The 25,996-nt window shown below is 63.6% G+C and carries 22 protein-coding genes; 9 read left to right on the top strand and 13 right to left on the bottom strand.

Annotation, left to right across the window (positions count from 1 at the left end; translation table 11 throughout):
- The first annotated feature begins 17 nt into the window (after positions 1–17).
- Positions 18–617 carry a TetR/AcrR family transcriptional regulator gene (locus RE4_RS07330; protein ID WP_003945885.1) on the top strand — a complete coding sequence of 200 codons (600 nt, stop codon included), beginning with the start codon at positions 18–20 and terminating at the stop codon, positions 615–617.
- 101 nt (positions 618–718) lie between these two features.
- Here the strand turns inward: RE4_RS07330 and RE4_RS07325 are convergent, their stop codons facing one another.
- Together RE4_RS07325 and RE4_RS07320 are read right to left on the bottom strand one after the other, a co-directional pair.
- The gene (locus RE4_RS07325) at positions 719–1,582 is read right to left on the bottom strand and encodes a MaoC/PaaZ C-terminal domain-containing protein (protein WP_060938334.1); all 864 of its coding nucleotides are present in this window, start codon (positions 1,580–1,582) and stop codon (positions 719–721) included.
- Positions 1,582–2,928: a 3-oxoacyl-ACP reductase gene (locus RE4_RS07320; RefSeq protein WP_003945596.1), complete on the bottom strand. Its 1,347-nt coding sequence runs from the start codon at positions 2,926–2,928 to the stop codon at positions 1,582–1,584. The genes RE4_RS07325 and RE4_RS07320 overlap by 1 nt, the downstream gene beginning before the upstream one ends.
- Positions 2,929–3,058: 130 nt before the next feature.
- Here RE4_RS07320 and RE4_RS07315 point away from each other — a divergent pair, with 130 nt between their 5' ends.
- Complete coding sequence (locus RE4_RS07315) at positions 3,059–4,414, top strand: acetyl-CoA C-acetyltransferase (protein WP_021343064.1); 1,356 nt, start codon at positions 3,059–3,061, stop codon at positions 4,412–4,414.
- Positions 4,415–4,708: 294 nt separating this feature from the next.
- The gene (locus RE4_RS07310) at positions 4,709–6,991 is read left to right on the top strand and encodes a VanW family protein (protein WP_060938368.1); all 2,283 of its coding nucleotides are present in this window, start codon (positions 4,709–4,711) and stop codon (positions 6,989–6,991) included.
- A 4-nt stretch (positions 6,992–6,995) separates the two neighbouring features.
- Here the strand turns inward: RE4_RS07310 and RE4_RS07305 are convergent, their stop codons facing one another.
- The 3 genes from RE4_RS07305 to RE4_RS07295 all read right to left on the bottom strand — a co-directional run bounded on the left by RE4_RS07305 (position 6,996) and on the right by RE4_RS07295 (position 8,795).
- Positions 6,996–7,979 (bottom strand): LLM class F420-dependent oxidoreductase, encoded by a 984-nt coding sequence (locus RE4_RS07305; protein WP_030534635.1) that lies wholly within the window; start codon positions 7,977–7,979, stop codon positions 6,996–6,998.
- 85 nt (positions 7,980–8,064) lie between these two features.
- Complete coding sequence (locus RE4_RS07300) at positions 8,065–8,553, bottom strand: hypothetical protein (RefSeq protein WP_019747143.1); 489 nt, start codon at positions 8,551–8,553, stop codon at positions 8,065–8,067.
- Positions 8,550–8,795, bottom strand: coding sequence for a helix-turn-helix transcriptional regulator (locus RE4_RS07295; protein WP_019747144.1), 246 nt, complete (start codon positions 8,793–8,795; stop codon positions 8,550–8,552). The genes RE4_RS07300 and RE4_RS07295 overlap by 4 nt, the downstream gene beginning before the upstream one ends.
- 65 nt (positions 8,796–8,860) lie before the next feature.
- Here RE4_RS07295 and RE4_RS07290 point away from each other — a divergent pair, with 65 nt between their 5' ends.
- Positions 8,861–9,439 carry a nucleotidyltransferase family protein gene (locus RE4_RS07290; protein ID WP_060938333.1) on the top strand — a complete coding sequence of 193 codons (579 nt, stop codon included), beginning with the start codon at positions 8,861–8,863 and terminating at the stop codon, positions 9,437–9,439.
- On the opposite strand, the gene RE4_RS07285 is transcribed toward RE4_RS07290, so the two are convergent.
- A complete protein-coding gene (locus RE4_RS07285) occupies positions 9,436–11,448 on the bottom strand; it encodes a YhgE/Pip domain-containing protein (protein WP_060938332.1) in 2,013 nt (670 codons plus the stop codon). The genes RE4_RS07290 and RE4_RS07285 overlap by 4 nt on opposite strands.
- A gap of 5 nt (positions 11,449–11,453) precedes the next feature.
- Positions 11,454–12,176, bottom strand: coding sequence for an ATP-binding cassette domain-containing protein (locus RE4_RS07280; protein ID WP_060938331.1), 723 nt, complete (start codon positions 12,174–12,176; stop codon positions 11,454–11,456).
- 179 nt (positions 12,177–12,355) lie between these two features.
- Here RE4_RS07280 and RE4_RS07275 point away from each other — a divergent pair, with 179 nt between their 5' ends.
- Entirely contained in the window at positions 12,356–12,985 is a 630-nt protein-coding gene (locus RE4_RS07275; protein WP_223257928.1) for a hypothetical protein, read from the top strand.
- An 85-nt stretch (positions 12,986–13,070) separates the two neighbouring features.
- On the opposite strand, the gene RE4_RS07270 is transcribed toward RE4_RS07275, so the two are convergent.
- From RE4_RS07270 to RE4_RS07255, 4 genes are all read right to left on the bottom strand, one after another.
- On the bottom strand, positions 13,071–14,906 hold the full coding sequence (locus tag RE4_RS07270; RefSeq protein WP_020906438.1) for an acyl-CoA dehydrogenase: 1,836 nt from the start codon (positions 14,904–14,906) through the stop codon (positions 13,071–13,073).
- 89 nt (positions 14,907–14,995) lie between these two features.
- Positions 14,996–15,628, bottom strand: a complete 633-nt coding sequence (locus tag RE4_RS07265; protein WP_019747150.1) for a class I SAM-dependent methyltransferase — start codon at positions 15,626–15,628, stop codon at positions 14,996–14,998.
- A gap of 21 nt (positions 15,629–15,649) precedes the next feature.
- Positions 15,650–18,133: an FtsX-like permease family protein gene (locus RE4_RS07260; RefSeq protein ID WP_060938330.1), complete on the bottom strand. Its 2,484-nt coding sequence runs from the start codon at positions 18,131–18,133 to the stop codon at positions 15,650–15,652.
- Positions 18,133–18,915 carry an ABC transporter ATP-binding protein gene (locus RE4_RS07255; RefSeq protein ID WP_019747152.1) on the bottom strand — a complete coding sequence of 261 codons (783 nt, stop codon included), beginning with the start codon at positions 18,913–18,915 and terminating at the stop codon, positions 18,133–18,135. The genes RE4_RS07260 and RE4_RS07255 overlap by 1 nt, the downstream gene beginning before the upstream one ends.
- A 109-nt stretch (positions 18,916–19,024) precedes the next feature.
- Between RE4_RS07255 and RE4_RS07250 the strand changes: the two genes are divergently transcribed.
- The 4 genes from RE4_RS07250 (at position 19,025) to murJ (ending at position 23,796) form a co-directional block, all read left to right on the top strand.
- Complete coding sequence (locus tag RE4_RS07250) at positions 19,025–20,263, top strand: sensor histidine kinase (RefSeq protein ID WP_238077072.1); 1,239 nt, start codon at positions 19,025–19,027, stop codon at positions 20,261–20,263.
- Positions 20,251–20,892: a response regulator transcription factor gene (locus tag RE4_RS07245; protein WP_003945784.1), complete on the top strand. Its 642-nt coding sequence runs from the start codon at positions 20,251–20,253 to the stop codon at positions 20,890–20,892. Before RE4_RS07250 ends, RE4_RS07245 begins: the two co-directional genes overlap by 13 nt.
- A 161-nt stretch (positions 20,893–21,053) precedes the next feature.
- Positions 21,054–22,082, top strand: a complete 1,029-nt coding sequence (locus RE4_RS07240) for a beta-ketoacyl-ACP synthase III (RefSeq protein WP_003945837.1) — start codon at positions 21,054–21,056, stop codon at positions 22,080–22,082.
- Between the two features lie 97 nt (positions 22,083–22,179).
- A complete protein-coding gene (murJ, locus tag RE4_RS07235) occupies positions 22,180–23,796 on the top strand; it encodes a murein biosynthesis integral membrane protein MurJ (RefSeq protein WP_238077070.1) in 1,617 nt (538 codons plus the stop codon).
- Here the strand turns inward: murJ and RE4_RS07230 are convergent.
- Positions 23,782–24,936, bottom strand: a complete 1,155-nt coding sequence (locus RE4_RS07230; RefSeq protein ID WP_060938329.1) for an alkaline phosphatase family protein — start codon at positions 24,934–24,936, stop codon at positions 23,782–23,784. The two genes, murJ and RE4_RS07230, sit on opposite strands and share 15 nt — an antisense overlap.
- A gap of 135 nt (positions 24,937–25,071) precedes the next feature.
- On the bottom strand, positions 25,072–25,845 hold the full coding sequence (locus RE4_RS07225; RefSeq protein WP_019747156.1) for a VOC family protein: 774 nt from the start codon (positions 25,843–25,845) through the stop codon (positions 25,072–25,074).
- Positions 25,846–25,996 lie beyond the last annotated feature (151 nt).

Genomic DNA, 25,996 nt, shown 5'->3' with positions numbered 1-25,996 from the left:
CTGTGGTTGGAGGAAGCATGGCCGGCGGTACCAAGCGACTGCCACGCGCAGTGCGTGAGCAGCAGATGCTCGACGCGGCTGTGGACGTGTTCTCCGACAGGGGGTTTCACGAAACTTCGATGGACACCATCGCAGCCAAAGCCGAGATCTCGAAGCCGATGCTGTACCTGTACTACGGCTCGAAGGAAGAGTTGTTCGCGGCGTGCATTCATCGTGAAGGGCTCCGCTTCCTCGAAGCGCTCGCCCCGGCCGGTGCGCCGAACCTGACTCCGCGTGAACAATTGCGCGCCGCTCTCGAGGGCTTCCTCGGGTTCGTGGGCGCAAACCGCAAGTCGTGGATGGTGCTCTACCGTCAGGCCGTCGGGCAGCAGGCTTTTGCGGGAACCGTGCAGTCCAGCCGCGATCGGTTGATCGAGTTGACTGCGCATCTGCTCGAGTCCAGCACCAAGGATCCTGATGCCGCGCACGATTACGGGATCATCGCCATTGCGCTCGTCGGCGCCGGTGAGGCGGTAGCCGACCGGGTCGCGGGTGGGGAAATCGAAGTGGATGCCGCAGCGGATCTACTCGAATCCCTCGCGTGGCGCGGTCTGTCGGGCAAGAAGAAGTCCGAATAGCCCCCAAACCAATCTGAGCGAACGTACCTTTCAGCGCATCCAAGGCGCCGAAAGGTACGTTCGCTCAATTGGGGTGGGTGGGAAACCCGACAAAACTCAGGTCAGCGCAGCGTCGCAGTGACGTGCGGGTAACCCTTCTTCGGGTGACGCAGCGACAGATCCCAGCCGCCGTCGGTGCGATCAGCGTAGGCATTCAGCGTCGCCGGTAGCAGAATCGGCTTGCCGAAACGCACGCTGTAGGTGACCTTGTCCGCGACGGACCCCTCGACGGTCCGCAGAACTGCCGCGGCACTCCACATTCCGTGAGCAATGGTCTTCGGGAAACCGAAAGCCTTGGCGCCCAGAGACGAGACGTGAATCGGATTGCGGTCGCCGGAGACGGCGGCGTACTTGCTGATCGTGGTCTGGTCGACGCGGATGGTGCTCATCGGCATCGGCGGGACCTCGTCGGCCTTGGGCTCCGGACCTGGCTGGCCGGACAGGGAGGTCTTCTGCTGGTTCAGGAAGCTCGAGGTCTGTCGCCAGACCAGTTCCCGTCCCACCCGAATTTCGGTGATCACGTCGATCAGCAGGCCCTTGCGGTGCTCACGCAGGTTCTCGGCATGCACCGAGAGGTCAAGCGGTTCGCTGACGGAGATGGGCCGCAGCGATTCGATGACGTTCTCGGCGTGAACGGAGCCGACGGCGGCGAAGGGGAAGTCCTTCGACACCATCAGCTTCATCACGGTCGGGAAGGCCAAGGTGAAGGGATACGTGATCGGCAGAGTGTCGCCGAATCGCAGTCCGGTCACGCGGCAGTACGCCGCCAGATTGTCGGTGTCGACCTTCAGTCCGGTGAGGGTGAAGGTCTGCTGTGGCACCGAGTGCGAGTTGGACTTGTTCCACGGCAACAATCCCAGTACCGCCCGGGAGTAGATGTCGATGGTCTTCGGCTGCTCGGTGAGCGCGACGGTCTTTGTTGCCATCATGCGCCCAGGAGGCTCTGGCCGCAGACGCGAACGACCTGTCCCGTAACGGCGTTGGAAGCCGGGCTGGCGAAGTATGCGACGGTCTCGGCGACGTCGACGGTCTCGCCGCCCTGCAGGAGCGAGCTCATGCGGCGGCCGGCTTCGCGGGTGGCGAAGGGGATGGCTGCGGTCATGGCGGTCTCGATGAAGCCCGGTGCGACGGCGTTGATGGTGATGTTCTTCTTCGCCAGGACGGGAGCTTCGGCGTGTACGAGGCCGATGACGCCGGCCTTGGAGGTGCCGTAGTTGGTCTGGCCGCGGTTGCCCGCGATGCCGGCGATGGAGGAGACGTCGACGACGCGGCCGCCTTCCTTGAGAGCGCCCTTCTCGACGAGGTGCTCGGTGATCTTCTGCGGTGCAAGAAGATTGACGTTCATGACCATGTTCCAGCGGCCCTCGTCCATGTTGGCGAGGGTCTTGTCGCGGGTGATGCCGGCGTTGTGGACGATGATGTCGGCTCCGCCGTGACGCTCGAGGAGGTGAGCTGCGAGGACCTCGGCTGCGTCGGCCGCCGTGACGTCGAGGGCGAGGGACGTGCCGCCGACCTTGTTTGCGGTCTCGGACAGTGCTTCGCCGGCGGCCGGGATGTCAGCGCAGACCACGTGTGCGCCGTCGCGGGCCAGGACCTCGGCGATGGTGGCGCCGATACCGCGGGCTGCGCCGGTGACGACGGCAACCTTGCCTTCGAGCGGCTTGTCCCAGCTTGCGGGCGCGACGGAATCTTCAGCGCCGACGACGATGACCTGGCCGTCGACGAAGGCGGACTTTGCCGAAAGGAGAAAGCGCAGAGTCGATTCCACGCCGGACAGTCCGGTGGACGCCTTGGGGGAGACGTAGACCAGCTGAGCGGTGGAGCCGCGCTTGATCTCCTTGCCGACGCTGCGGGTGAAGCCTTCGAGCGCGCGCTGCGCGACATGCTCGTCGACGCTCGACGTTTCTTCCGGCGTCGTGCCGAGAACGACGACGCGAGCCGACGGTGCGAGGTTGCGGATCACGGGCTGGAAGAACTCGAACAGCTGCTCGAGCTCGCTGACCTGAGTGATTCCGGTGGCGTCGAACACGAGTCCGCCGAAGCTGCTGTCGTGTGCCTGAGCCGCCGGGTAGTCGGAGAGCAGTACGCGAAGTGGTTCTGCGAGCCGACCCTTGCCGCCGATGAGGACAGGTCCGGCGAGTGCGGGTTCCCCTGCTTTGTAGCGACGCAGGTTCTCGGGCCTGGGCAGGCCGGCCTTCGACGCGATGAATGCGCCGGGGGCGGACGAGAGGAACTGTGAATAGAGGTCGGGAGCTCCCTTGCTGGCTGCCACGGTCCTACCTTCTGTTGTGTTTCGGGTTGTCTCTCACCGGGCAATCGAAAGAATGCGGCGATAGACAAGTAACTTACTACTGAGTAAGAATAGTCTTCAACAGGTAATCGCACCATCCTTGGAGACGCAAGTGACAAGCAAAGCCCGTTCAAACGCAAAGCCCGCCGCACCGCGCACCGCACCGGCCGCAGCCGCTGCGAAGTCCGCAGGTCAGCGCCGTCCGGTTGCGATCGTCGGCGGAAATCGCATTCCGTTCGCACGCTCGGACAAGGCGTACGCACAGGCGTCCAACCAGGACATGTTCACTGCGACGCTCGACGGTCTGGTGAGCCGATTCAATCTGCAGGGCGAGAAGCTCGGCATGGTCGTCGGCGGTGCGGTGCTCAAGCACAGCCGTGATTTCAATCTCATTCGCGAGTCCGTTCTCGGCAGCGCGCTGAGCCCGTACACGTCGGCGTACGACCTTCAGCAGGCGTGTGGCACGGGACTGCAGTCGATCATCGCCGTCGGCGACGCCATTTCGGCCGGCCGCATCGATTCGGGCATTGGCGGCGGCACGGACACCACGTCCGACGCCCCGATCGGCGTCAACGATCAGGCGCGCGAGTTCCTGCTCTCCCTCAACCGCGCGAAGTCCACGGGCGACCGCATCAAGCTGCTCGGCAACGTCCGTGCGGGCATGCTCGGTCTCGAAATTCCGCGCAACGGCGAGCCTCGCACCGGCAAGTCGATGGGTGACCACGCTGCGATCACCGCCAAGGAATTCGGCGTGAAGCGCGAGGACCAGGATGAACTTGCCGCTGCCAGCCACAAGAACATGGCGGCTGCCTACGACCGCGGTTTCTTCGACGACCTCGTCACCCCGTTCCTCGGCCTGACCCGCGACGACAACCTCCGTCCCGGTTCGACCGTCGAGAAGCTGTCGACGCTCAAGCCCGTCTTCGGTACCAAGCTCGGCGACGCGACGATGACGGCAGGCAACTCGACGCCGCTCACCGACGGCGCTTCTGCAGTGCTCCTCTCCACCGACGAGTGGGCCGCCGAGCGCAACCTTCCGGTTCTGGCGCACCTCGTCGATTCCGAAACCGCTGCCGTCGACTACGTCCACGGCAAAGACGGGTTGCTCATGGCTCCCACGTACGCGATTCCGCGTTTGCTGGCCCGCAACGGTCTGACCTTGCAGGACTTCGATTACTACGAGATCCACGAAGCCTTCGCTTCGGTGGTTCTGGCAACCCTGCAGGCCTTCGAGTCCGACGAGTACTGCAAGGAACGCCTCGGCCTCGACGGCGCGTTGGGATCGATCGACCGAAGCAAGCTCAATGTCAACGGATCGTCCTTGGCTGCAGGTCACCCGTTCGCGGCAACCGGCGGACGTATTGTGGCTTCCCTCGCAAAGATGCTCGCGGAGAAGGGCTCGGGCCGCGGCCTGATCTCGATCTGTGCGGCCGGTGGCCAGGGTGTCACGGCGATCATCGAGCGGTAACCGCTCTACAATCTCCCCACGCGACTGAAAACTGCGCTCACCTGCAGTGATCGTCGCGAGGGGATGCGTAATCGGGGATCCGGCCACGAGGGGTGGCCGGATCCCCGAACTCTTTGCAAACTTTTTCGCGCAGGCGTGTAACGCTGCAGAATAGCTACCGATATTCATGACAGCCCCGTGTTGCTGCCTGACCCCCGACCTGGCAGCAGCCCGGGGCTCTCGTATGTCCGGATATCCTGTATTGAGTTGTCGGTGAGCGCCGCAGCGACGGTTGATGCAGCGAGGAGCCAACAGGTGAGTGACGAAGAGGGTCCGTCCGTCGAGAAGACGAACAGCGAGGACTCGTCCCTCCCGGAACAGGAACTCGAGTCGGTCGGGGAACCTCAGTCGGTCGAGGAACCTCAGGCGGTCGAAGAGACCGAGTCGGTCGAGGAACCCAAGACCCCTGAGGAGACCGAGGCGGTTGTCGAGGCTGAATCAGTAGAACCTGAACCAGCCGAAGCACCAAGGCCTGTCGACGAAGAAGCAATCGATTCCACAGAAGCGACAGTCGACGAAGCAGTAGACGAGCCGACAATCGTCGAGCCCACAATCGTCGAACCGGCCATCGACGAATCGGCAAACGAGGTCACCACCGTCATCCCAGTCGTCCCAGCGGAGGACGCACCGCCGACGGAAGTAGTCGACTCGGCTCCGGCGACAGAAACCATCGACGAGCAGACAGAGCAGTTCGAGCCCCCGGCAGTGGTGGTTCCCCCGAAGCCGCCGCGTCCCGAGTTCGTGCAGCAGTACGACACCCAGCAATTCGAACCCATCCAGCAGCAGTACGAGCCTGTTGTCCGCGGACCAGAGGCAGTTGCACCACCAGCACCGCAACAACAGCCAGAAGCGCCCGCTCCGGCTTCTTCCCGTAAGTGGGTCAAACCAGCGATAGCACTCGGCGCCATCTTTGCCGTCGCAGTGATTGCCTACGGAGTGGACATCTTCACGTCGTCGGGGAAGACACCACGCGGCACCCAGGTCGCCGGGGTGGACATCGGTGATCTCACGCCTGCCGACGCAGAGGCCACGCTGCGCGCCGAACTCGGCCCAAGGCTCGTCGAACCGGTAGCGGTACATGCCGGCGGCGTCGATTCCCAGATCGTTCCCGCATCTGCGGGTGTGGACGTCGACTGGTCGGCGACGCTCTCGGGCGTGAACGCTCAGCCGATCAATCCGATCACCCGCATCACGTCGTTCTTCGGCTCCCGCGAGGTGCCCGTGGTGTCGACGGTCGACCAGGGTGCGTTGGATGCCTCGATGTCGCAGCTTGCGGCGAACAGCGATCGTGCGCCCGTCGAAGGCGCAGTCGTGTTCGAGAGTGGGAAGGCGACGGGTGTTTCACCTGCCGCCGGCCAGGCTCTCGAAACGCAGCAGGCGGGCGCAACGTTCGCCGCGGAGTGGTCTGACGGTGGCGTCGTCGATCTTCCGGTCGACGAGGTGCCGGTGACGGTCACTCAGGCCGGTGTCGATCGCGCACTGCAGGAGATTGCCATTCCGGCTGCCTCGGGTGATGTCGTGGTCAACGGCCGTGACGGCAAGGTTGCGACGCTCGGCGTCGACCAGATCGGTGAGGTTCTGACCTTCACCCCTGACGGCTCGGGTGGGCTGACTCCGCAGTACAACACGGATGCTGCGATCAAGATTCTGACTCCGCAGTTGGTATCGACTGAAGTACAACCCAAGGACGCGTCGTTCACCTTCGCCGGTGGTAAGCCGTCGGTTGTGCCGGGTGTTGTCGGTGATCTGATCAACTGGCCGGACACGGTCAAGGAACTTCCGGTTCTGCTGGGCAGCACGGCGTCTCGGGCAACACCCGCCGTGTACGGACCGGTCCCGCCGGCGTTGACCACCGAAGCCGCGGATGCCCTCGGCATCAACGAGGTGATCGGCGAATTCACCACCGGTGGTTTCGAATACGCGTCTGGTGTGAATATCGGCCTGGCCGCATCGGAGATCGACGGGGCCGTGATCAAGCCAGGGGATACGTTCTCGCTCAACGAGTACACGGGTCCGCGCGGTGCGGCTCAGGGATACGTCGAGTCGGGGATCATCAACAATGGTCGCCCGGACAAGGCTGTCGGCGGCGGTATCAGCCAGCTCGCGACGACGCTCTACAACGCGACGTATTTCGCAGGCATGGACGACGTCGCGCACACCGAGCACAGTTACTACATCTCGCGGTACCCCGAGGCGCGTGAGGCGACCATCTTCGATGGAGCGATCGACTTGCAGTTCCGTAATCCGGCGAAGACCGGCGTGATGATCGAGACGATTGCGACGTCGTCGAACATCACCGTTCGGATCTGGGGAACCAAAACCGTCGATGTCGCTTCGACGACCGGCCCGCGTACGTCGCCGACGTCGCCGAACACCGTGACGTTGCCGGAGGGGCCTGGTTGTGTGGCTTCGAGCGGTGCGCCCGGATTCACGGTCAGCGACACCCGCGTGATCACCGACCACGCAAGTGGCGCCGAGATTTCCTCGAACACCCGGACCGTCAAGTACGACCCGGTGCCGATCGTGAAGTGCGAGTAGGGACCTACTTGCCGACGAGTGGGCCGAGGGTGCGGCCCGCGAGGTCGACGATGCCTGGCTCTTCGCCGTTGGTGATCAGGTTGATCACGACGCCGTCGATGCCGTGGTCGAGGATGCGCGTCTGAACCTGCTCGGCGACGTCGTCCGGGCTGCCGACGAAATGGCGCTCGGTGGCCTTGGCGACCACGTCTTGCGGCGCCGTGGTGATGTCGAGGCCACGCTCCGCGAGAAACGTTCGCTGATGCGCGCGAGCCTTGTCGCCGTCCTCGTCGATCATCATGAACGTGAGGAAGCTGGTCTCGAGGGTTGCGGGATCGCGACCGGCTTCGTCGCAGCGTGCCGCAAGTGCTTCCATCTTGCGGGGCAGTTCCGACGGGTCGCAGATGATGTTGAGGTGATCCGCGAAGCGAGCGGCGAGGCCGAACGTCTTCTTCTCACCGCCGCCGCCGAGCAGGATCGGCAGGTCGTCGCGGACGCGAGGCTCGTTGATGGCGTCCTTGACGTGGTACCACTTGCCGTCGAAGGTTGGGCGCTCACCGCGGAGCATCGGCGCGATGATCTGGAGTGCTTCGTCGAGCTTCTGGAAGCGCTCGGTGAACGTTCCGAACTCGTATCCGAACGAATTGTGTTCGAGTTCGAACCAACCGGCGCCGATGCCCAGGATGGCCCGACCGCCGCTCACCACGTCGAGGGTGGTGACGGTCTTGGCGAGCATGGGCGGATTGCGGTAGGTGTTTCCCGTGACCAGTGCAGACAACTGGATGGTCTCGGTGGCCGTCGCCAGCGCGGAGAGCGCGGAGTAGGCCTCGAGCATCGGGGCGTCCGGCGCTCCGATTCCGGGGAGTTGGTAGAAGTGATCCATCACGAATGCAGTGTCGAAGCCTGCGGCTTCGGCTTCGCGGGCCTGCGCTATGACGGTGGGGAAGAGGTCCTTGACCGGACCGCCGTAGCTGAAGTTGGGCATCTGGTATCCGAGGCGAGTGCTCACCGTTTCGACGTTACTCGCGATCGGTTGACCCGGCACGATTTTACCAACTCTATGGATTCCGTTGTGCTGGGCAGACTTCCGGAATTCAGAGAAGTTCTTCGGCCGCTTCGCGTCGCTTGGCGCGCTGCTGGTGAAGCTTGACTGCCGCGATTGCGACGCCGCCACCGACGATTCCGCCGACGAGAGCGCCGACCCACGTGGACGATTCTTCGTACGAATCGAATTTGAGGCGCGCCATGATGCCGACTGCGGCGACGAGGTACAGCGCGATGCTGATCACGACCCGGGGACGGTTGTAGTTGGACAACACGTAGACATCGACGTCGCGTCGAAGTGCATAGACAATCGTGACCACCGAGCCGAACAGCGCGACGATCAGCAGCGCGAGCGAGATCCACGCCCCTGTTCGGCCGGCGACCCAGGGCAGAATCGCCGAGCTGACGAAGACTGCCCAGAAGACACTCTGCAATCCCACCGCCGAGGCTTCGTTCCAGACGTCGCGCTGCCGCTCGTCCTTGTAGAAGTCGTCGTCCAGATCTCCGACGAACCGCATTGCCTTCATCATGGTGCTCATGCCGTCTCCTCTGGAATTTCTGCGGTGAGTGCCGATTCGGGTAAGGGGAAGAGCGCTTCGACGGTGGTCCCCAGTGCCAGTGCCAGGCGAAGTGCCAGGTAGACACTCGGTGCGTAGTCGCCGCGTTCGACGGAGACGATGCTCTGTCTGCTCACCTGACCTGCCGTGGCCAGTTGCGCCTGGGTGAGGCCGGCGAGGCGTCGGTGCTCCCGCACGTTGTTGTCGCCGGCCTTTCCAGTCATGGGAAAAGTAAAGAATACTTGTCACATGATGTCAAGTTTACTTGTCATATGAGAGGCTGACGAGCATGCGTGAACGATTTCTCGAGATCGCCCTGGCCAATCCAGTGGTCGCAACGATCGTGGATCGGGCGCCGAAGCTGGGATTGCCGGAGTGGTACCTGACGGCGGGTGGGCTCTTCCAAACCGTCTGGAATCACATCGACGGCCGTGACCTCGGCGCCGGAATCAAGGACTACGACCTCTTCTATTTCGACGCCGGCGATCTGAGCTACGACGCGGAGGACCGTGTGATTCGTTCGGCGGCAGAACTGTTCGCCGATGTGGATGCCGATGTCGAAGTACGCAACGAAGCCCGCGTGCACCTGTGGTACGAGCAGCATTTCGGGATTCCCGGCGTTCCGTTCACCAGTTGCCGCGACGCTATCGACCACTTCGCTTCCACAACTTGCTGTTTCGGGATCACCAAGTCTGCGGGCGGCACTGTGGACGTGTATGCCCCGCATGGATACGACGATCTTTTCGACATGATCATCCGCCCCAACCCGGTGCTTGCACCGAGAGAGGTTTACGAGGCCAAGGCGGCACGGTGGCGCAGGGAATGGCCTGCGCTGACCGTGGAGCCTTGGCCGGAGACCCTGACCTAGACTTCGATCGGCGGATGCAGCCTGTCCATCGTCCATTGCCGATTTCGGCGTGCAGCAAGTGAACTGGCGCCGAGTGAGGCGACGAGAAGGCCGCCGAGGACGGCGATCGAGACCCACAGTCTCGAGTCGATACCGCCGACGGTGAGTTGGCGTAGCCCGTTCACCGCGTAGGTCATCGGGTCGAAGGGGTGGATGATCTGGAACGGTTTCGCGGTGGTTTCGACGGGATAGATGCCGCCGGCCGAAACCAGTTGCAGCATCAGGAACGCCAGGGTGATGACGCGTCCGACGGAGACTCCGAAGATGGCGTTGAACGCCTGGATCAACGCCATATACGTGGCAGTGATGAGCATCAGGAATCCGACGGTGCCGAGGGCGTGTGTGGGGTGCAGGCCGACGGCGAAGTGCACGACCAGGTACATCACGATCACCTGGCAGATGCCGATGAGCAATGCCGGCCAGTAAGAGGCGAGGACCACTCGCAGCGCGCCGAGTCCGTTTGCGATGGGCCGGTTCTGGAGCGGCTTGAGCAGCATCCAGGTGATGATGCCGCCCACGAACAGCGCGAGGGGCAGGAAGAACGGAGCAAAACCGGTACCGAAGGTGCTTGCCCGGTTCTCGTAGGTCTCCTGTAGTTCGACCGGGCTGGAGAGGGTTTGAGCGGTTGCGGTTCGCTGCTGATCGGTCCAACTGGGAATCTGACCGGCGCCCTCGGTGAGTTTGGTTGCGAGTTCGGCAGACCCGGCACGGAGTTGCTCGGTGCCGTCGGCGAGTTTGGCTGCACCATCGGAGAGTTGGACGCTGCCGTCGGTGAGTTGAACCAGTCCACTGCTGAGGGTTTGAGCGCCGTCGTTGACTTGCTGACCGCCGTCACGCAGCTGCACCAGGCCGTTGCGGAGTTCACCGCCGCCGTTGGCCGCGGCATTCAGCCCGGCTCGGAAGGTGCTCGACGGATCGTCGAGTTGGTAAGCGAGTTGTTGTGCACCGCTCTTGAGTTCGCCCAGTTGGCCCATGGTCGCTTCACCGAAACCCTGAGTGCGCAGCATGTCCTGGGCAGGCGCGAGGGCATTGGCGATCTGTTGGCTGACAGGATCCGGGTTCAGCCGAAGGCTGGCCACCGCCTGCCCGACCAGTTGTGCAACGTCTGCCTGTGTGTTCCCGAGGACGCTCAGTTGGTCGACGACCTGGGTGACGCCACCACTGAGTTGGCTTGCGCCGTCGCCCAGTTGGACGGCTCCGAGATCGAGTTGGCCCAAACCGTCGGTCAGTGCGAGGACGCCGTCCGTGGCGGTATTGATACCGGTCGAGAGTTGCGCTGTACCGCCGGCAAGAGTGGCTGCGCCGTCACGTGCGGTAACCATGTTGTCTGCCAGAGTTTTCGAGCCCGACGCCAATTCGCCGGCTCCGGCGTTGGCAGTGTTCACTCCGGCCGAGAGCTGGAGTGCTCCGTCGGCGGCCTGGTTCAAACCTGCACCGGCATCGGTCAATCCGACCAGGACCGTCTCGACGGACTGCGCGCCGATCTTGTCGCTGACTTGACTGAGAACCTGCTGGGCGGCATTTTGGCCGATGATGGTGCCGAGGTAGTTGTTGACGTCGTTGAAGGTGAACTGCAACTGAGCTTTGTGGGGGTCCTTGGACGTCGGGGAGGCAACGGCCTCGCTGAAATTCTCGGGCAGAGTGAGAGAGAAGTAGTACGTCCCGTCCGAGACTCCCTGTTCGGCTTCCTGCTGTGAGACCAGGTGGAGATCGAGCTCACCGGAATCGAGAAGTGCTTGGCTTACTTCGTCGCCAGCCTTGAGCTCTTGACCCTGCACCATTGCACCGCGGTCGGTGTTGACCAGTGCGACGGGGACCTTGTTGACCTCACCGAACGGATTCCAGAAGGCCCACAGGTACATTGCGCCGTACAGCAGTGGCATCAAGATGATGGTGACGAGTGCGATCCTGGGCATCGCGCCGCGGGAGAACCGCTTGAGTTCGGTTCCGAGAGACATTCCAGCGAGCATCGCGGTTACCTCGCCCCTTCTTGGTCGGGATTGGTGACTTCTTGGAGCAGGGCGACGGCATCGATGGGTGATCCGTCGGGCAGCGGGTTGACGGTCGACGCGATGATGGTCTGGTAGCTCCCCATCTCGACGAGTCGCTCGACGAGGTACGCGCGTTCGGAGTCGCGCCGCACCTGTTCGAGATCGTCGACGACGAGCAGGGCCGGCTTCTTCGTGTTCGCGACGGCGATGCGCAGCAGGGTCGCCTCGAGTTCCCCGAGATCGCTGACGTACCGGCCGAGCGCAGGTAAGGGATGATCGCCGAAGACGGGAGCGCACACCGCTTCGAGTTCGCGGTCTCCGGCACGTCCGATGAGCTTGTACCAGGGCGCATCCCAGCGAATTTGTTCGGTGATCAGATCTCGGACGGTGACGGACTCGGCAAGCTCGTCGATGTCCTCGAACCCGGCGACCCCGGCGATCTCGAAGATCTCGCGGGGACGCGTTCGACCGAAGACGGACAGTGATCCGGAACTGGCTTTCATTCGTCCGCTGAGTGTCAGAAGTAAGGACGTACGTCCTGAACCGGCCGAGCCTTCGAGGATGGTCACACCGCCCGCACGAATCTCGAGATTGACGGGTCCGAACACCGGCCCCCATGGGCCGTCGAGCGCCAAGTCCGTGGCGGTCAATGCCAGGTCAGGGGCGTAATCGAGTTGTGCGTGCTCTGGTGCGACCACGATGATCACCTGTCTGTTGATCTACTCGGCCTTCGAAAGAACCGAGTGCTGGTTCAGTGGACGTTCGTGCTCACCCAATCACATCGGTAGCGGGTGAGCGGTCCCACGAATGGGATGTGTCGGACACGATCGGTAACTTGGAGACCGAACGGTATGTATTCTGTTTGAAACGGACAGGGGGTGTCGAGGTGCCGGTTCGTAGACGCGGTATGTGCGCGTTACTGGTCATGGCCGCCCTGTCAGTTGTCTCCTGTGCCGGTGAGCGCGAGTCGCCCCCGTTCGTGTCGAGCGAGAGGCTTTTCGAGTTCACCGGTCGCAATGTCGGACCCGTGACCGTTCCGCCCTTGCCTTCCGATCGGCACGAGTCCGAAGCAGCGCCATACGGAGCCATCACCCTGTCCGGTGGGTGGAGCGGCGCAGCCAATGTCTCGCTGCCCGGATCCGTCACGTGTTTCGAGCACAACTGGGCGGATTCGCTGCCCGCCGGTCACCGCCAGTGGGCCTACGAGGTGCACACGAGTTCCTTCTACGAGTACGACGGCGGCGGCGAATATCCGGGGCGTGATTTCCAGTTGCAGGTCTACGTGAACGAAAACCCGGAACCAGGTCAGTCCGGGGCGACGATGATGTTCTCGGATCAGAGCGGACAGTTCGTGTCCTTCGGCGGCGGCGTCGACAATTCCATCGAAATAGTCAGTTCTCCGGACCGCAGGCGCGTGGCGCTTTCCCTGGTAGGAACGGCGGCACGGCCCGGCGAACAACCGACGACGTCCGTACTGTCCGCACAGATCAGTTGCCCGACCGTCGAGCGCAGATGACCACAGATTGCATTGACTGCCGAGCATGAAAATGCCGGTCCCGAAACATTCTCGGGACCGGCACTTTTCATGAATCAGGAACGAATCAGAATGCTGCTTCGTCGATCTCCATGATGTCGTTCTCGGTGTTCGCGATGATCTCGCGTGAAGCGGTGAGCTCGGGCAGGACGTTCTTGGTGAAGAAGGACGCGATGGCGACCTTGCCCTCGTAGAAGCCCTTGTCCTTGTCGGAAGCGCCGTTGTCGAGTGCCGCGAGAGCGATCTCGGACTGGCGGAGGAGCTGCCAGCCGATGAGCAGGTCGCCGACGGACATCAGGAAGCGGACGGAACCGAGGCCGACCTTGTACAGCTCGGTGGGCTGCTCCTGAGCTCCCATGAGGAAGCCGGTGAGCGTGGCAGCCATGGCCTGGACGTCTTCGAGTGCGGTGGCGAGCAGTGCGCGCTCCGCCTTCAGGCGACCGTTGCCGGCTTCGCTGTCGATGAAGGTCTTGATCTGTCCGGCAACGTGAGCGAGCGCGACGCCGCGGTCACGAGCGATCTTGCGGAAGAAGAAGTCCTGAGCCTGGATGGCCGTGGTGCCTTCGTACAGCGAGTCGATCTTGGAATCGCGGATGTACTGCTCGATCGGGTAGTCCTGCAGGAAGCCGGAGCCACCGAGGGTCTGCAGGCTGTCCGTCAGGTACTGGTACGCACGCTCGGAGCCGACGCCCTTGACGATCGGGAGCAGCAGGTCGTTGACGCGGAACGCGGTGTCCTTGTCTGCGCCCGAGACGAGCTGGGCGACAACCTCGTCCTGGTGTGCTGCGGTGTAGAGGTACACCGCGCGCAGGCCTTCGGCGTATGCCTTCTGCATTGCCAGGCTGCGACGCACGTCGGGGTGGTGCGTGATGGTCACGCGCGGCGCTGCCTTGTTGGTCATCTGGGTCAGGTCAGCACCCTGAACGCGCTGCTTGGCGTAATCGAGAGCGTTGAGGTAACCGGTGGAGAGGGTGGCGATTGCCTTGGTGCCGACCATCATTCGAGCGTGCTCGATGACGTCGAACATCTGGGCGATGCCGTTGTGGACCTCGCCGACCAGCCAGCCCTGTGCGGGGATGCCGTGGCCACCGAAGGTGACCTCACATGTGGCGGAGACCTTCAGGCCCATCTTGTGCTCGACGTTGGTGACGAAGACGCCGTTACGCTCGCCGAACTCTTCGGTCTCGAAGTTGAAGTGCGTCTTCGGGACGAAGAACAGGCTCAGGCCCTTGGTGCCGGGTCCGGCGCCTTCGGGGCGAGCGAGAACGAGGTGGAAGATGTTCTCGAACAGGTCGTCCGAGTCGGCCGAGGTGATGAAGCGCTTGACGCCCTCGATGTGCCAGGAGCCGTCGTCCTGCTTGATCGCCTTGGTGCGTCCGGCACCGACGTCGGAGCCGGCGTCGGGCTCGGTGAGGACCATCGTGGCGCCCCATCCGCGTTCGACGATGGTTGCTGCCCACTTCTTCTGCTCTTCGGTGCCGTTGTTGAACAGCACGTCCGCGAAGGCGGGTCCGGCCTGGTACATGTGCGCTGCAGGCTGTGCGCCCAGGATCAGCTCACCGATGGCCCACACGACCGAGCGGGGAACCGGCACGCCGCCGACCTCTTCGCTCAGTCCCATGCGGTACCACTCGGCATCCCACAGAGCCTTGAACGACTTCTTGAAGGATTCCGGAAGTGCAACGGTGTGCGTCTCGGGATCGAAGACAGGGGGGTTGCGGTCCGCATCGGCGAAAGATTCGCCAAGCGGTCCCTCGGCCAGGCGTGCGACCTCTGCCAGCATGTTGCGGACAGTGTCGGCATCCAGGTCGCCCCAAGCGCCTTCGCTCAGTGGCTTCTCCAGTCCGAGAACCTCGAAGAGGTTGAACTCCAGGTCCCGAACGTTGCTCTTGTAATGGCCCATGTCTTCTGCTTCTCCCAGTGAGGTGGTGCGGTCCAGCACTCCTAGTACCGCCCGAAGTTTATTACTCGTCGGTAACTTAATACATGTTACTAGCCGTTCTTTGCATTGCCAACACCGGATTTGCGTCCGATGACAAGCGCGTCGACCGCGATTCCCGTTTCGGTGTGTCTGTGCGGATTTCCGGCGATCTCGAACTCGAGCCTTCCTTGGAACTCCTGCATCAATTCTTCTGGTGTGTAAAGGATTTCGGGATCTTTCGGTCCGCCGACGCCGTAGTCGATGTTGCTTCGGTCGTGCCCCAAAATCATGAGGATTCCATCAGGTTTCAGAGAATTTATGGCACGGTTCACAACCAGGGTGCGTTGTGGTGCGGGCAGATGAAGGTAAAGAAGCAGGGCCAAGTCGTATCCCTGCCCGTTCCTTGAGGCGTAATCCGCGACGGTGACGTCGCCGCATCGGTAGTCGAGCCGGTCGAGAACCGATCGAGGTGAGCGGGCCGCGATCGTGCGGGCTTTCTCGATCGCGACGGCCGAGTAGTCGATGCCGGTGACCTCCCAACCGCGGGTCGCGAGCCACAACGCGTTACGGCCCTCGCCGCACGCCAGGTCGAGTGCCTGGCCGTGGGGGAGGGCCGTCGCGTATTCCACCAGCAGTTCGTTGGGAGGAGCGCCCCAGACGAGCTCGGTTTCTTCGTACTTCTTGTCCCAGGCCGCCGCATCCATAGATGACGACGGTAGTGCCACTCAGTGGTTACGCACTCCGTCCATCGGGTTCTTGCGAAGGGCGGCGCGCGTCGGGATCGCGATGGAGACAAATCCCAGAACAGCGGTCACCGCGACGATGGAACCGTAGATCGCCGGTGAAATCGCCGGGATCGGCTGCCCGGACACCGCTACGGCGATACCCATCAGAGGCGGCAGGGCGATCAGTGATCCGACCACGACGGCGATTCCCACCACCATCAACGACTCGATGCGCATCATTGCTCGGACCTGCCTCGTCCGCGAGCCCACCAGTTGAAGGAGCGCGAACTCGCGGGAACGCTCGGCAGTGGCGGCGACCAGGGTGTTCACGACGGCGACTGCGAGATAGCCGAGCAGGACGAGTACGGCGAGGATGCTGACCCAGGACTGCATACGACGCTGATCTTCGCCCGCGGCCCCGAACTGGTCCTGGTTCATCGCGGCGATCGAGGGGAACGAGCGCAACGACTGCTGGACTTCGGCCGACCGTCCGGGTTCGGCAGCAACCAGAACGGTGTCGATCAGAGCGTCGGTGGAGTGCTGACGCAAAGTCTGGATCGGCATGGTCACGTCCCCGAATCCGAGGCCGCGACCATATTTTGCGACGACCATCGGATGCACCAGTGTGCCGTCCCCTAGATAGAGGTCGACGCGCTGACCTACCTTGGCTCCGAGTGTGAAGGCGCCGTCTTCGCTCACGGCAACGGTATCGCCGGTCAGAGCGCTCAGGTCGCCCTCGGTCACCGCGAGATCGAGGGTCGCGTCGGCGCTGGCGGCGTCGATGCCCTGGGCAGCGATCGCGCTGTCGGCTGAGCCGCCTTCCTCACCGCTGGGTACCGGCAGGACTTGACTGCGGACCACTGGGTTTGCCGCACTCACTCCGGGCACCGATGCGATCGAGTCGAGGAGCGAAGGAGCGATGCCGGCCGGCGCGCCGACGATCAGGTCGGCGGTGACGCCCTTGATCGACTGGTTGGTCGCCTCGGCGGCGACGGTGCTCTGGCTGAAGAACTGCACCGAGCCCAGTGCGATTGCGAGAGCCAATGGAACAACCGCCGACGAGAGCCGTCTCGAATTGGATTCGGCGTTGGCGGCAGCGAGAACTTTGGACGCCGACCCACTACGGCGCAGTGGACCGCCGATCACCTTGATGATGCCGCGCACCAACAAGGGGCCGAGCAGCGCGACCGAGAAGATCAACAACAGTGCGCTCGAACCGGCTCCAGCGGCTGCCACGCTGCCGGGCAGGAAAGCGGGGAGGATGCACGCGCTGAGACCGGCGGCACCGAAGATCAGCCCGGTGACGATGCGTCCGCGGCTCAGTTTCGCCGGGCCGCTTTCGGATTCGCGAAGCGCTTCGACGGGGTCGAGCTTCGCCGGTCGTCGTGCCGCGATCGCCGCTGCCGCGCGGGCAGTGAGTACGCAGATCAGGAATGCCGCGATCGCTGGAAGCGGGCTGTACGCCAACGCGAAATCGGTGGGCATGACCCCGGCGTCGGCAAACTGTGCACCCAGGAATCGGGCGAGCAGGTATCCGGGCACCGCGCCGAGAGCCGCCGCAGCCGCCGCGACGAGCAGCACTTCACGTCCGATCATGACGTGGACTTGTCGCGTGGTGGCCCCGATTGCCCGCAGCAGAGCGAACTCTCGGCGTCTGGCGTTGATCGAGAGCGACAGCGTGCTGGAAACTACGAACATACTGACCATCAACGCGAGACCGGCAAACGACGCGCAGAGCACGATCAACTGGGTCCGCGCAGCACCGGCGTCGAGGAATTCGATGCCTCCGCGTGCGGTGCCGGTCGAGACCTCCGCGCCGGTTCCGGCGAGTGCATCGCGGGCGAGAGCGGCAGCATCCACGCCTTCGGGAGCGATCAATCCGACTGCGGTGACAGCGTTCTGGTGCGGCCACAACCGTTCGGCCTCTGCGTCGTCGAGGAAGACGAGTGCCGGACGGTCGGGTGACGGCACCGAAGCCGAATCAGCTGTGCCGACGACGGTGTACTCGTCGGCTATCGCGCCGTGAGCCAGCGTGATTCGCTCGCCGAGAGCGGCGCCCGTAGTCGAGACCACCTCGTCTCGGCTCTGCGGAGCGCGCCCCTCGGTGAGCGAGTACGGCGCCAGTTGTGCTGTGTTCCAAGGATGTGCGTCGAGTACGACGCCCTCGGCGGTGCTGACGGGGACGGAGATGTCGGGAACCACGGTGACATCGAGTGCGTCGAGCTTGCGGACGGTATCGCCGTCGAGGAGAACTCGCTCGGCAAAAGGCTGATCGGCGTCTTCCTTGACCTCGAGCGCCTGTGGTGCACTCACGACGGCGTCGGCACCGGCGTAGAGATGTGGTGAGACTCCGCCTCGCACTCCCGATTCCAGCAGCACACCCAGACCGCAGGTGAGGAGCGCTGCGCAGAATACGGAGACGAACACGGCGACGAAACCGGAGCGATGCGCTTTCAGGTGCGCAAAGGTGTGCGCTTTCATCATCACCAGTCCCCGAGGTGTGTCATGCGCTCGGCGATCTGCTGCGGCGTCGGGCGGTCGATGTGCCCGACCAGTTTCCCGTCGGCGAGGAACAGCACACGATCGGCGTACGACGCGGCCACCGGGTCGTGCGTGACCATGACGATGGTCTGATCGAACTCGGCGGCTGTCCGGCGCAACAACTCCAGAACCTGCTTGGCGCTGCGGGAGTCGAGGGCGCCGGTCGGCTCGTCGGCAAAGAGTGCGTCGGGGTGAGTGACGAGGGCGCGCGCGATGGCGACGCGTTGCTGCTGACCGCCGGACAGCTCGGAGGGTTTGCGCTTGCGGTGCGATCCGAGTCCGACGGATTCGAGGACGAAGGTCAGGTACTGCTTGTCGGCTCGTCGGCCGGCGAGGAGTAGGGGGAGCGTGACGTTCTGCTCGACGTCGAGAGCGCCGAGCAGGTTGTAGGCCTGGAAGACGAAACCGATGTGATCGCGACGGAAGATGCTGCGGGCCTTCGGCTTCAGCTGTGAGATCTCGGTGTCGCCCAGCCACACCGATCCGCTGCTCGGTCGATCGAGCCCTGCGGCGCAGTGCAGGAAAGTGCTCTTGCCCGATCCGGACGGGCCCATCACGGCGGTGAAGGTGCTGCGCGGCAAGGTGAGGCTGATGTTGTCGAGGGCGGTCACGGCGCCGCGGCCGTTGCCGTAGATCTTGCTGACGCCTTCGAGTCGCACGGCGGATGTTCGGGCGGCCGTGGCACCAGGGGCCGGCGGGGCGAGGACCGAGTGTCGATTCTTCATGGGATGAACGCTATGGAGATTCGGCATTCGTCGACATCCAGCAGGGTCCCGAATCAATGGTGTAGCCAGCTGTAGTGGATCGCGGCATCAGGTGCGGCATGCTGGGGCAGTGAAGAAGAGAACCAGGGCTGCGGTGTACGTGCTCGTCGAGGGTGCGGCAGCCGTGGTCTCCCTGTTCTTGCTGATGGTCGGTCTCATTCTGCTGTCGCTCTCGATTCTGATCGTCGGCTGGTTGCTGTTGCCGTCGTACGTGCGGGTGCTCCGGTGGTGGGCGGGTCTGGCCCGCAAGAGAACGGCTGCGTACACCGGACGCCCTGTTCTGCAGCGATACCCACCGATGCCCGGCAATCCGACCTTCGGGGATTGGCGCCGGTTCCTCACCGATCAGTCGACCAGGCGCGACGCGGCCTGGCTGTCGATTCATGGTCTGGGGGCTTTCGTCGCGGCGACGCTGACCATTGCTCTGCCACTCGGTGCACTCAATTCGATTGCCGTCCCGCTGTACTGGCAGCAGATGCCCGCCGGTGAACCCGTCAACAATCCGTACCCCGTGACGTCGTGGTTGGGCGCTGCCGGAATGCCGTTGATCGGCATCCTGTACCTCCTGATCGCGTGGTGGTTGGTCCCCGCGATGGCGAAGTGGATCAGCTGGTCGACCACGACTTTGCTTGCGCCGGACACGCGTTCGGACCTCTCGAAGCGCGTCACCGCCCTGACGGCCAGCCGCGCTGCGGCGCTCGACGCACATTCGGCCGAACTCAAGCGCATCGAGCGGGATCTGCACGACGGCGCGCAGAACCGTCTGGTCGCGGTGGTGATGATGTTGGGGATGGCCGAGCGGTCGTTGCAGAACAATCCGGACCAGGCTCTGCCACAACTGCATCGGGCCCAGGATGCGGCCACCGAGGCGTTGAGCGAACTCCGGACGTTGGTGCACGACATCTACCCGCCGATCCTCGACGAGTTGGGTCTGGAGGGCGCGATCTCCGCGCTCGCCGGGCGCTCCGCCGTGCCCTGCGTACTCGAGATCGACGAACTCCGCCGTGCCCCGGCTGCCGTCGAGGCTGCTGCGTACTTCGTCGTCGCCGAGGCCTTGACCAACGTCGCAAAACACAGCGGAGCGCGCAGTGTCACAGTCACGGCACGGACGGAGGCGTCTGCCGACTCGTTGGGTGAGACGATGCTCATCGACGTGATCGACGATGGTCAGGGCGGCGCGAACGAACGCCCGGGCGGCGGCGTGGCGGGTATCCGACGCCGGGTCGAGGCTTTCGAAGGAACCGCAGTATTGGAGAGCCCGGAGGGTGGACCGACAACGATGAGGGTGGAACTACCGTGCGGATTCTGATTGCCGAGGACGACGCTCTCCTGCGAGAGGGGCTGGCACTGCTGCTCCGCGGAGAGGGCTTCGAGGTGTCTGCCGTCTCCGACGCCGCACAGTTCCTCACGGTGTTCGAGGAGACCGCCCCCGACGCCGCGGTGCTCGACGTCCGGATGCCTCCTACTTTCACCAACGAGGGGCTTCGAGCGGCGATCGAGGTGCGCAAGCTTCGCCCGGGCTTTCCCGTCCTGGTCCTTTCCGCGTACGTCGAGGATCGCTACGCCGGTGAATTGTTGGCAGGAGGCGCCGGCGGGGTCGGGTACCTGCTCAAGGAACGGGTCGGCAAGGTAGCCGAGTTCGTCGACGCATTGAACCGGGTCGTCGACGGCGGAACCGTGATGGATCCCGAGGTCGTATCCCAACTGATGAGCCGTCGACGCGCCGACGATCCGATCAGATCACTGACCCCACGCGAGTCCGAGGTTCTCGGACTGATGGCGGAGGGGCTGGGAAATCAGGAAATCGCCAGGAAACTGGTCGTCAGCGACACTGCTGTGAGCAAGCACATAGGAAATATCTTCGCAAAACTCGGCCTGTCGGCTTCCGAAAGCGGGCATCGTCGTGTTTTGGCAGTTCTAGCTCATTTACGCGCCTGATCGTGGATCTGGACTACATACCTGACCGAAGCGTAATGTGAGCCAGCCTCATGTTGTTGCCGTGATCGAACGGTGACCTGAGAGGCAGGGGCTTATGTCCTGTACGTAACGTGTGATGTCGAATGCGCGTCATCACCAGAAACCAACGAGGAGATCGATCAATGGGTAAGCCGATTGCCAGTGTGGCCGGAGGTCGGCAGTCCGTCCTTCTCGGGCTCGGCGTTCACCGCCCGGAGCGAGTCGTGACCAACGACGAGATCTGCGAGCTGATCGATTCCACCGACGAGTGGATCCAGACGCGATCGGGTATCAAGTCGCGCCGGTTCTCCGGCGAAGGTGAAGGCATCCTCGCGATGTCGATCAGCGCGGCGCGTAAAGCACTGGACGTCAGCGGCATTGCTCCCGAGCAGATCGGCGCCGTGATCATCGCGACGTCGACGTGGGACCTGCAGACTCCTCAGGCTGCGTCCATCGTCGCCCACGAGCTCGGCATCAAGGGTCCGGCTGCATTCGACGTCGCGGCAGGCTGCGCCGGTTTCTGTACCGCCCTTGCCGTGGCCAGCGACCTCGTTCGCGGCGGCACGGTTGATCACGTACTCGTCGTCGGCGTCGAGTTGATGAGCGAGGCCACCGAGCCCACCGATCGCAGCGTTCGCTTCATCTTCGGTGACGGCGCAGGCGCAGTTGTCGTCGGCCCGAGCGATACCGTCGGAATCGGCCCGGTCGAGTGGGGTTCGGACGGCAGCCAGTCCGACGCCATCGTTCAGGAGCCGAGCTGGCTCGACTACACCAAGAACCCGACCGGACCTCGGCCGTGGATCAAGATGGCCGGTACCGCGGTGTTCCGCTGGGCTGCCTTCGAGATGGGCAAGGTCGCCACTCGCACCCTGGAGAAGTCGGGGCTGGGTATCGAGGACATCGACGCTTTTGTGCCGCACCAGGCAAACCAGCGCATCAACGAGGTCATCGCTCGCAGCATGAAGCTGCCCGAGGGCTTCCCCGTCTCCAACGACATCGCCGAGACGGGCAACACGTCCGCGGCCTCGATCCCGCTCGCCATGGAGCAGATGCTGCGCGACGGCCAGTGCAAGCCGGGCGACAAGGCATTGCTTCTCGCCTTCGGTGCGGGTCTGTCCTTCGCCGGCCAGGTTGTCGTCATGCCGCCGTTGGCTGGAGCGGAATCAGCCTGATCTTCTCTCGTGACGAGCGCCTCGAACCCCACGGTTCGGGGCGCTCTTCCGTTTCCGTCCAGATCGTCGTACCTCTGCGATGTGGCACTCTGGCGAGATGGTCGAGAGTATGGGGGAGTCCGAACGTACGGGTGTGACGGGCGGCAGCTTGGCGAAGATGGGCGGGCAAGTGGCGCTCGCCAGCACGGTCAGCCGGATCACCGGCTTCGTCCGCACCCTTGCCCTTGCCGCGGTCCTCGGCATCGCCCTGGTCAGTGATGCGTACAACGCGGCCAACAGCTTCCCGAACATGGTCTATCAGCTCCTCCTCGGCGGGATTCTCGCCAGCGTTCTGCTTCCGTATCTGACACGGCAGCGAAGTCGTGGGCGGACGCTCGAACGAGAGCAGACGCAGCGCGTTCTCACCGTCGGAGCGCTTGCTCTTGCGCTCGTGACGGTAGTGGCGGTGGTGTGCGCGCCGCCTCTGGTCTCGGCCGTGATCGATGATCCGGCTCAACGAGAGTTGACGACGCTCTTCGCGTACTTGCTTCTGCCGGAGATCTTCTTCTACGGCGTCACGGCGATGATGACGGCAGTACTCAGTGTTCGATCAGTGTTCGGCGCGCCGGCCTGGGCGCCGGTGATCAACAACGTCGTCCTTCTGGTGACGGTCGCGGTCTTCCTGTGTATCCCGGGGCCGGTGGCTCTGACTCCCGAGTCGATGACCACCGCGCAGGTTCTGGTGATCGGTATCGGCACTCTGCTCGGGATCGTGGCGCAAACCGCCGTCGTTGCTCGATCGCTGCACCGCAACGGGTTTCGGTGGCGCCTTCGCGTGCGGGTCGTACCGCACACCTGGCGCCCGGTGCGCGTCGGGGCGCCGTTGCTCGGCTGGGTACTTGTGTACGTCGTTGCCGGTCAGATCGGTGTGTGGGTGACGATGAAGGTCACTCTCTCCCGTCACGTCTACTCGATGTACACGCACGCGGATCTGCTGTTTCAAGTGGCGTACGGCATTCTCGGTGTGTCGTTGTTGACGGTGCTGATGCCGCGGATCGCCAGGTCGGTTGCTGCGGGTGACGACGTCGGCGTCGTATCCGATCTCGGCCGGGGAGCCCGGTATTCAGTGGTGGCGCTGATTCCGGTCACGGTGGCGCTCATGGTCTTCGGCCCCTCGTTGACCACCCTGATCTTCTTCGGCCGGGTCGACGGCAGCAGTGCCCGGTTGATCGGGACGGCCGTTGCGGTCAGTGCATTCGGGCTGGTGCCCTTTGCGATGGTCATGCTTCAGCTTCGAGTGTTCTACGCCGACAACAACACCCGAACTCCCGCGGTGATCGCGCTGGTGATGGTGGTAGCCAAGACGGCGCTCGTTCTTCTTGCGTCTCTGTCGGCGAGTGACGAAACGCTGGTCCTGGCCGTCTGTGCGGCGGGCTCGTTCTCCTACGTGTGCGGAGCGGCGCTCGGCCACATCCTGCTTCGAAAGCGATACGGGCTGTTGGGATTCCGTCGCGTGCAGGCTACCGTCGGAAGGATTTCGGCGGCGGCAATTCTGGCAGGTGGTTGTGCGCTCGCTTTGGTGGTGGCGGTTCAGAACCGAGTTCCCGAGCCCAGGCTTGCTGCTGTTATTTCATTGTCGGCGGGTGCGGCCGTCGGAGCAGTCGTCCTGTTGGGCGCATGCAAGGTCGTCGGTGTTCCCGAGATTCGCCGGGCTCGGGCCCTACTGTTGTCCTGAGGACAAGAGCGGTACCAGCAGTTCGTCCGGAGTGAGGGCGCCGTGCTGTCCACGGAGGCCGGACAGTCCCGATTCGACAGATCGACGTACGACGGCCACGTCCCCGGACGCAATGGCGATGACATCACCGATCCGGCCGTGATACTCGGAATGCACTGCAGGCCCGAACAATCCTGCGACTATGCCCTCGGATCTCGTCCCGATCCACATGCGGTCACCCAGTTCGGCGCGCCAGCGGTCCGCAACATCTTGTGCAGCGCCTTCTCGGGTGTGGATGTGACGACATCTAGGTTCACCGGCAAGAGCGAGTACATCTTTGGACAGAGTCGGAGTGTTGTCGAAGTCGATCTTGTTCTCGTCCGACACGTCGACCATTCCGTGGTCTGCCGTCACCAGCAATCTCACGTCCGGACCGAGAGCGGCGGCGAGTTGCTCGACCAGTCGATCGACAAGCATCAGTTGGAAAATCCACGGCTCGGACTCGGGGCCGTAGACGTGGCCGAGTGCATCGATCTCGCTGATGTAGCAGTACGTGAACGTACGGTCGGCAGATTTCGACGCGGCCACGGTGCGAGCGAGGAGGTCTCCGTATGCCTGGATTCCGGCGAACTGGGCGCCGCGCATTCCCGCCCGGGTGAGGCCGCTGCCGTCGAATTTGGACGGAACGACGGTAGTGACGGTGATGCCGGCGGCCGCGGCACGATCGAAGGTCGTGGCCTGCGGCTGCAGGGTCTCCGGGACGATGGAGTCGGTCTGAGATTCCTTCTTGCCCGCGCTGTGCCAACCCAGCCAGTTGAACACCGAATCGGCTTCTTCGACGTAAGACTGGTAACCGGTGATTCCGTGCGCCCCCGAGGGCAGCCCGGTCCCCAACGAGACGATGCTGGTGGCCGTCGTCGTGGGGAATCCTGCCCGTATGGGCGTTCCGATGAGTGAGTTCAGGAATGGTGCGTGTTCGGCGTTGCGGGCGAGCAAGTTCGCGCCCATCCCGTCTACCAGCAGAATTACAGTCTTCTTGCTGGGCTGTAGATCGAGACGGTTCGCTTCGCCGCTCACTCCGAGAGAAGCGAGTACCGACGGCGCAAGCGTCGACAGAGTCGGCTGCGAGTACACATCGAGGAGAGGGGCGGGGGCGGGCATCCCATGAGATTAGGCGTTGGACGCAGAAAACTGCATACCTTCTGGGCGAGTGTTCAAATCCGTGCGGTCAAATCGGGACTTTCCAGATGATCAGCGCGCAGAGACCGCGGGCCGGTGCGGCCTCTGCGCGGAGATTCACTCCATGATCGTGGAGATCTGGAACTTGGCACCGAGTGGATCGGCCACCGACGCGAGACGGCCGAAGGGCGTGTCCTCGGGATCGCGCAAGACGCTGCCGCCGAATTCGACGACCTTGGCGACGGCCGCATCGGTGTCGTCCGCCCCGAAGTACACCTGCCAGAACGACGGCACCTCTGCCGGGAGGAACGAGCTGGCATCCATCAAACCGGCGACGACGGTGTCGCCCTGCTTGGCCTGTGAGTACCGGAACTCGTCGCTGTCGCCGATGGACTCGTAAGTCCAGCCGAACACGTCGGTGTAGAACGGCAGGACCGCGGCGTAGTTCTTGGACAAAGTCTCGTGCCACACCGGGGCTCCGGCCTCGCCGACCAGACCGAAGCCGTGGTGCTGATCTGCCTGCCAGATACCGACGACTGCACCGGCAGGATCGCCCACGATCGCCATGCTGCCCTGGGGACCGACCTGCATCGACGGCATCATGATCATTCCGCCTGCGGCTTCGGCCTTGGACGCCGACGTTGCCGCATCAGTCGAGGAGATGTAGGTGGTCCAGACGTTGCCGTACGGGTTTCCCTCCTGCTGAGGTCCGAGCCCGGCGATGGGCTGCCCGTCTTTGCTGAAGATCGCGTAGCCGCCGTACTGCGGGTCGTCGTTTGTGTCAGTCTGCCAACCGAACACGTTGGTGTAGAAGGATTTGGCGACCTCGGTATCGGAGCTGGTGAGGTCGATCCAACAGGGTGTTCCGTCGAGCGCTGTGCGTGCGGGCATCTGAAACTCTCCTTTACCGAAACGGATACACAAGTACGGGTCGCGCAAATGCTTGGCCGAGGAAGGCGCGAATCTCACGCTACGCGCGTACCCCGACACATTCCCAGGGCTCGAGAGCTTTGGAGTATTTGACCGTTCGCGCTTACCGGTG

The sequence above is a fragment of the Rhodococcus erythropolis NBRC 15567 genome (assembly GCF_001552595.1).
Classification (GTDB): Bacteria; Actinomycetota; Actinomycetes; order Mycobacteriales; family Mycobacteriaceae; genus Rhodococcus_F; species Rhodococcus_F erythropolis.
Note: the sequence above shows the minus strand (reverse complement) of the source record. Positions and strands in the feature narration are given on the sequence as shown.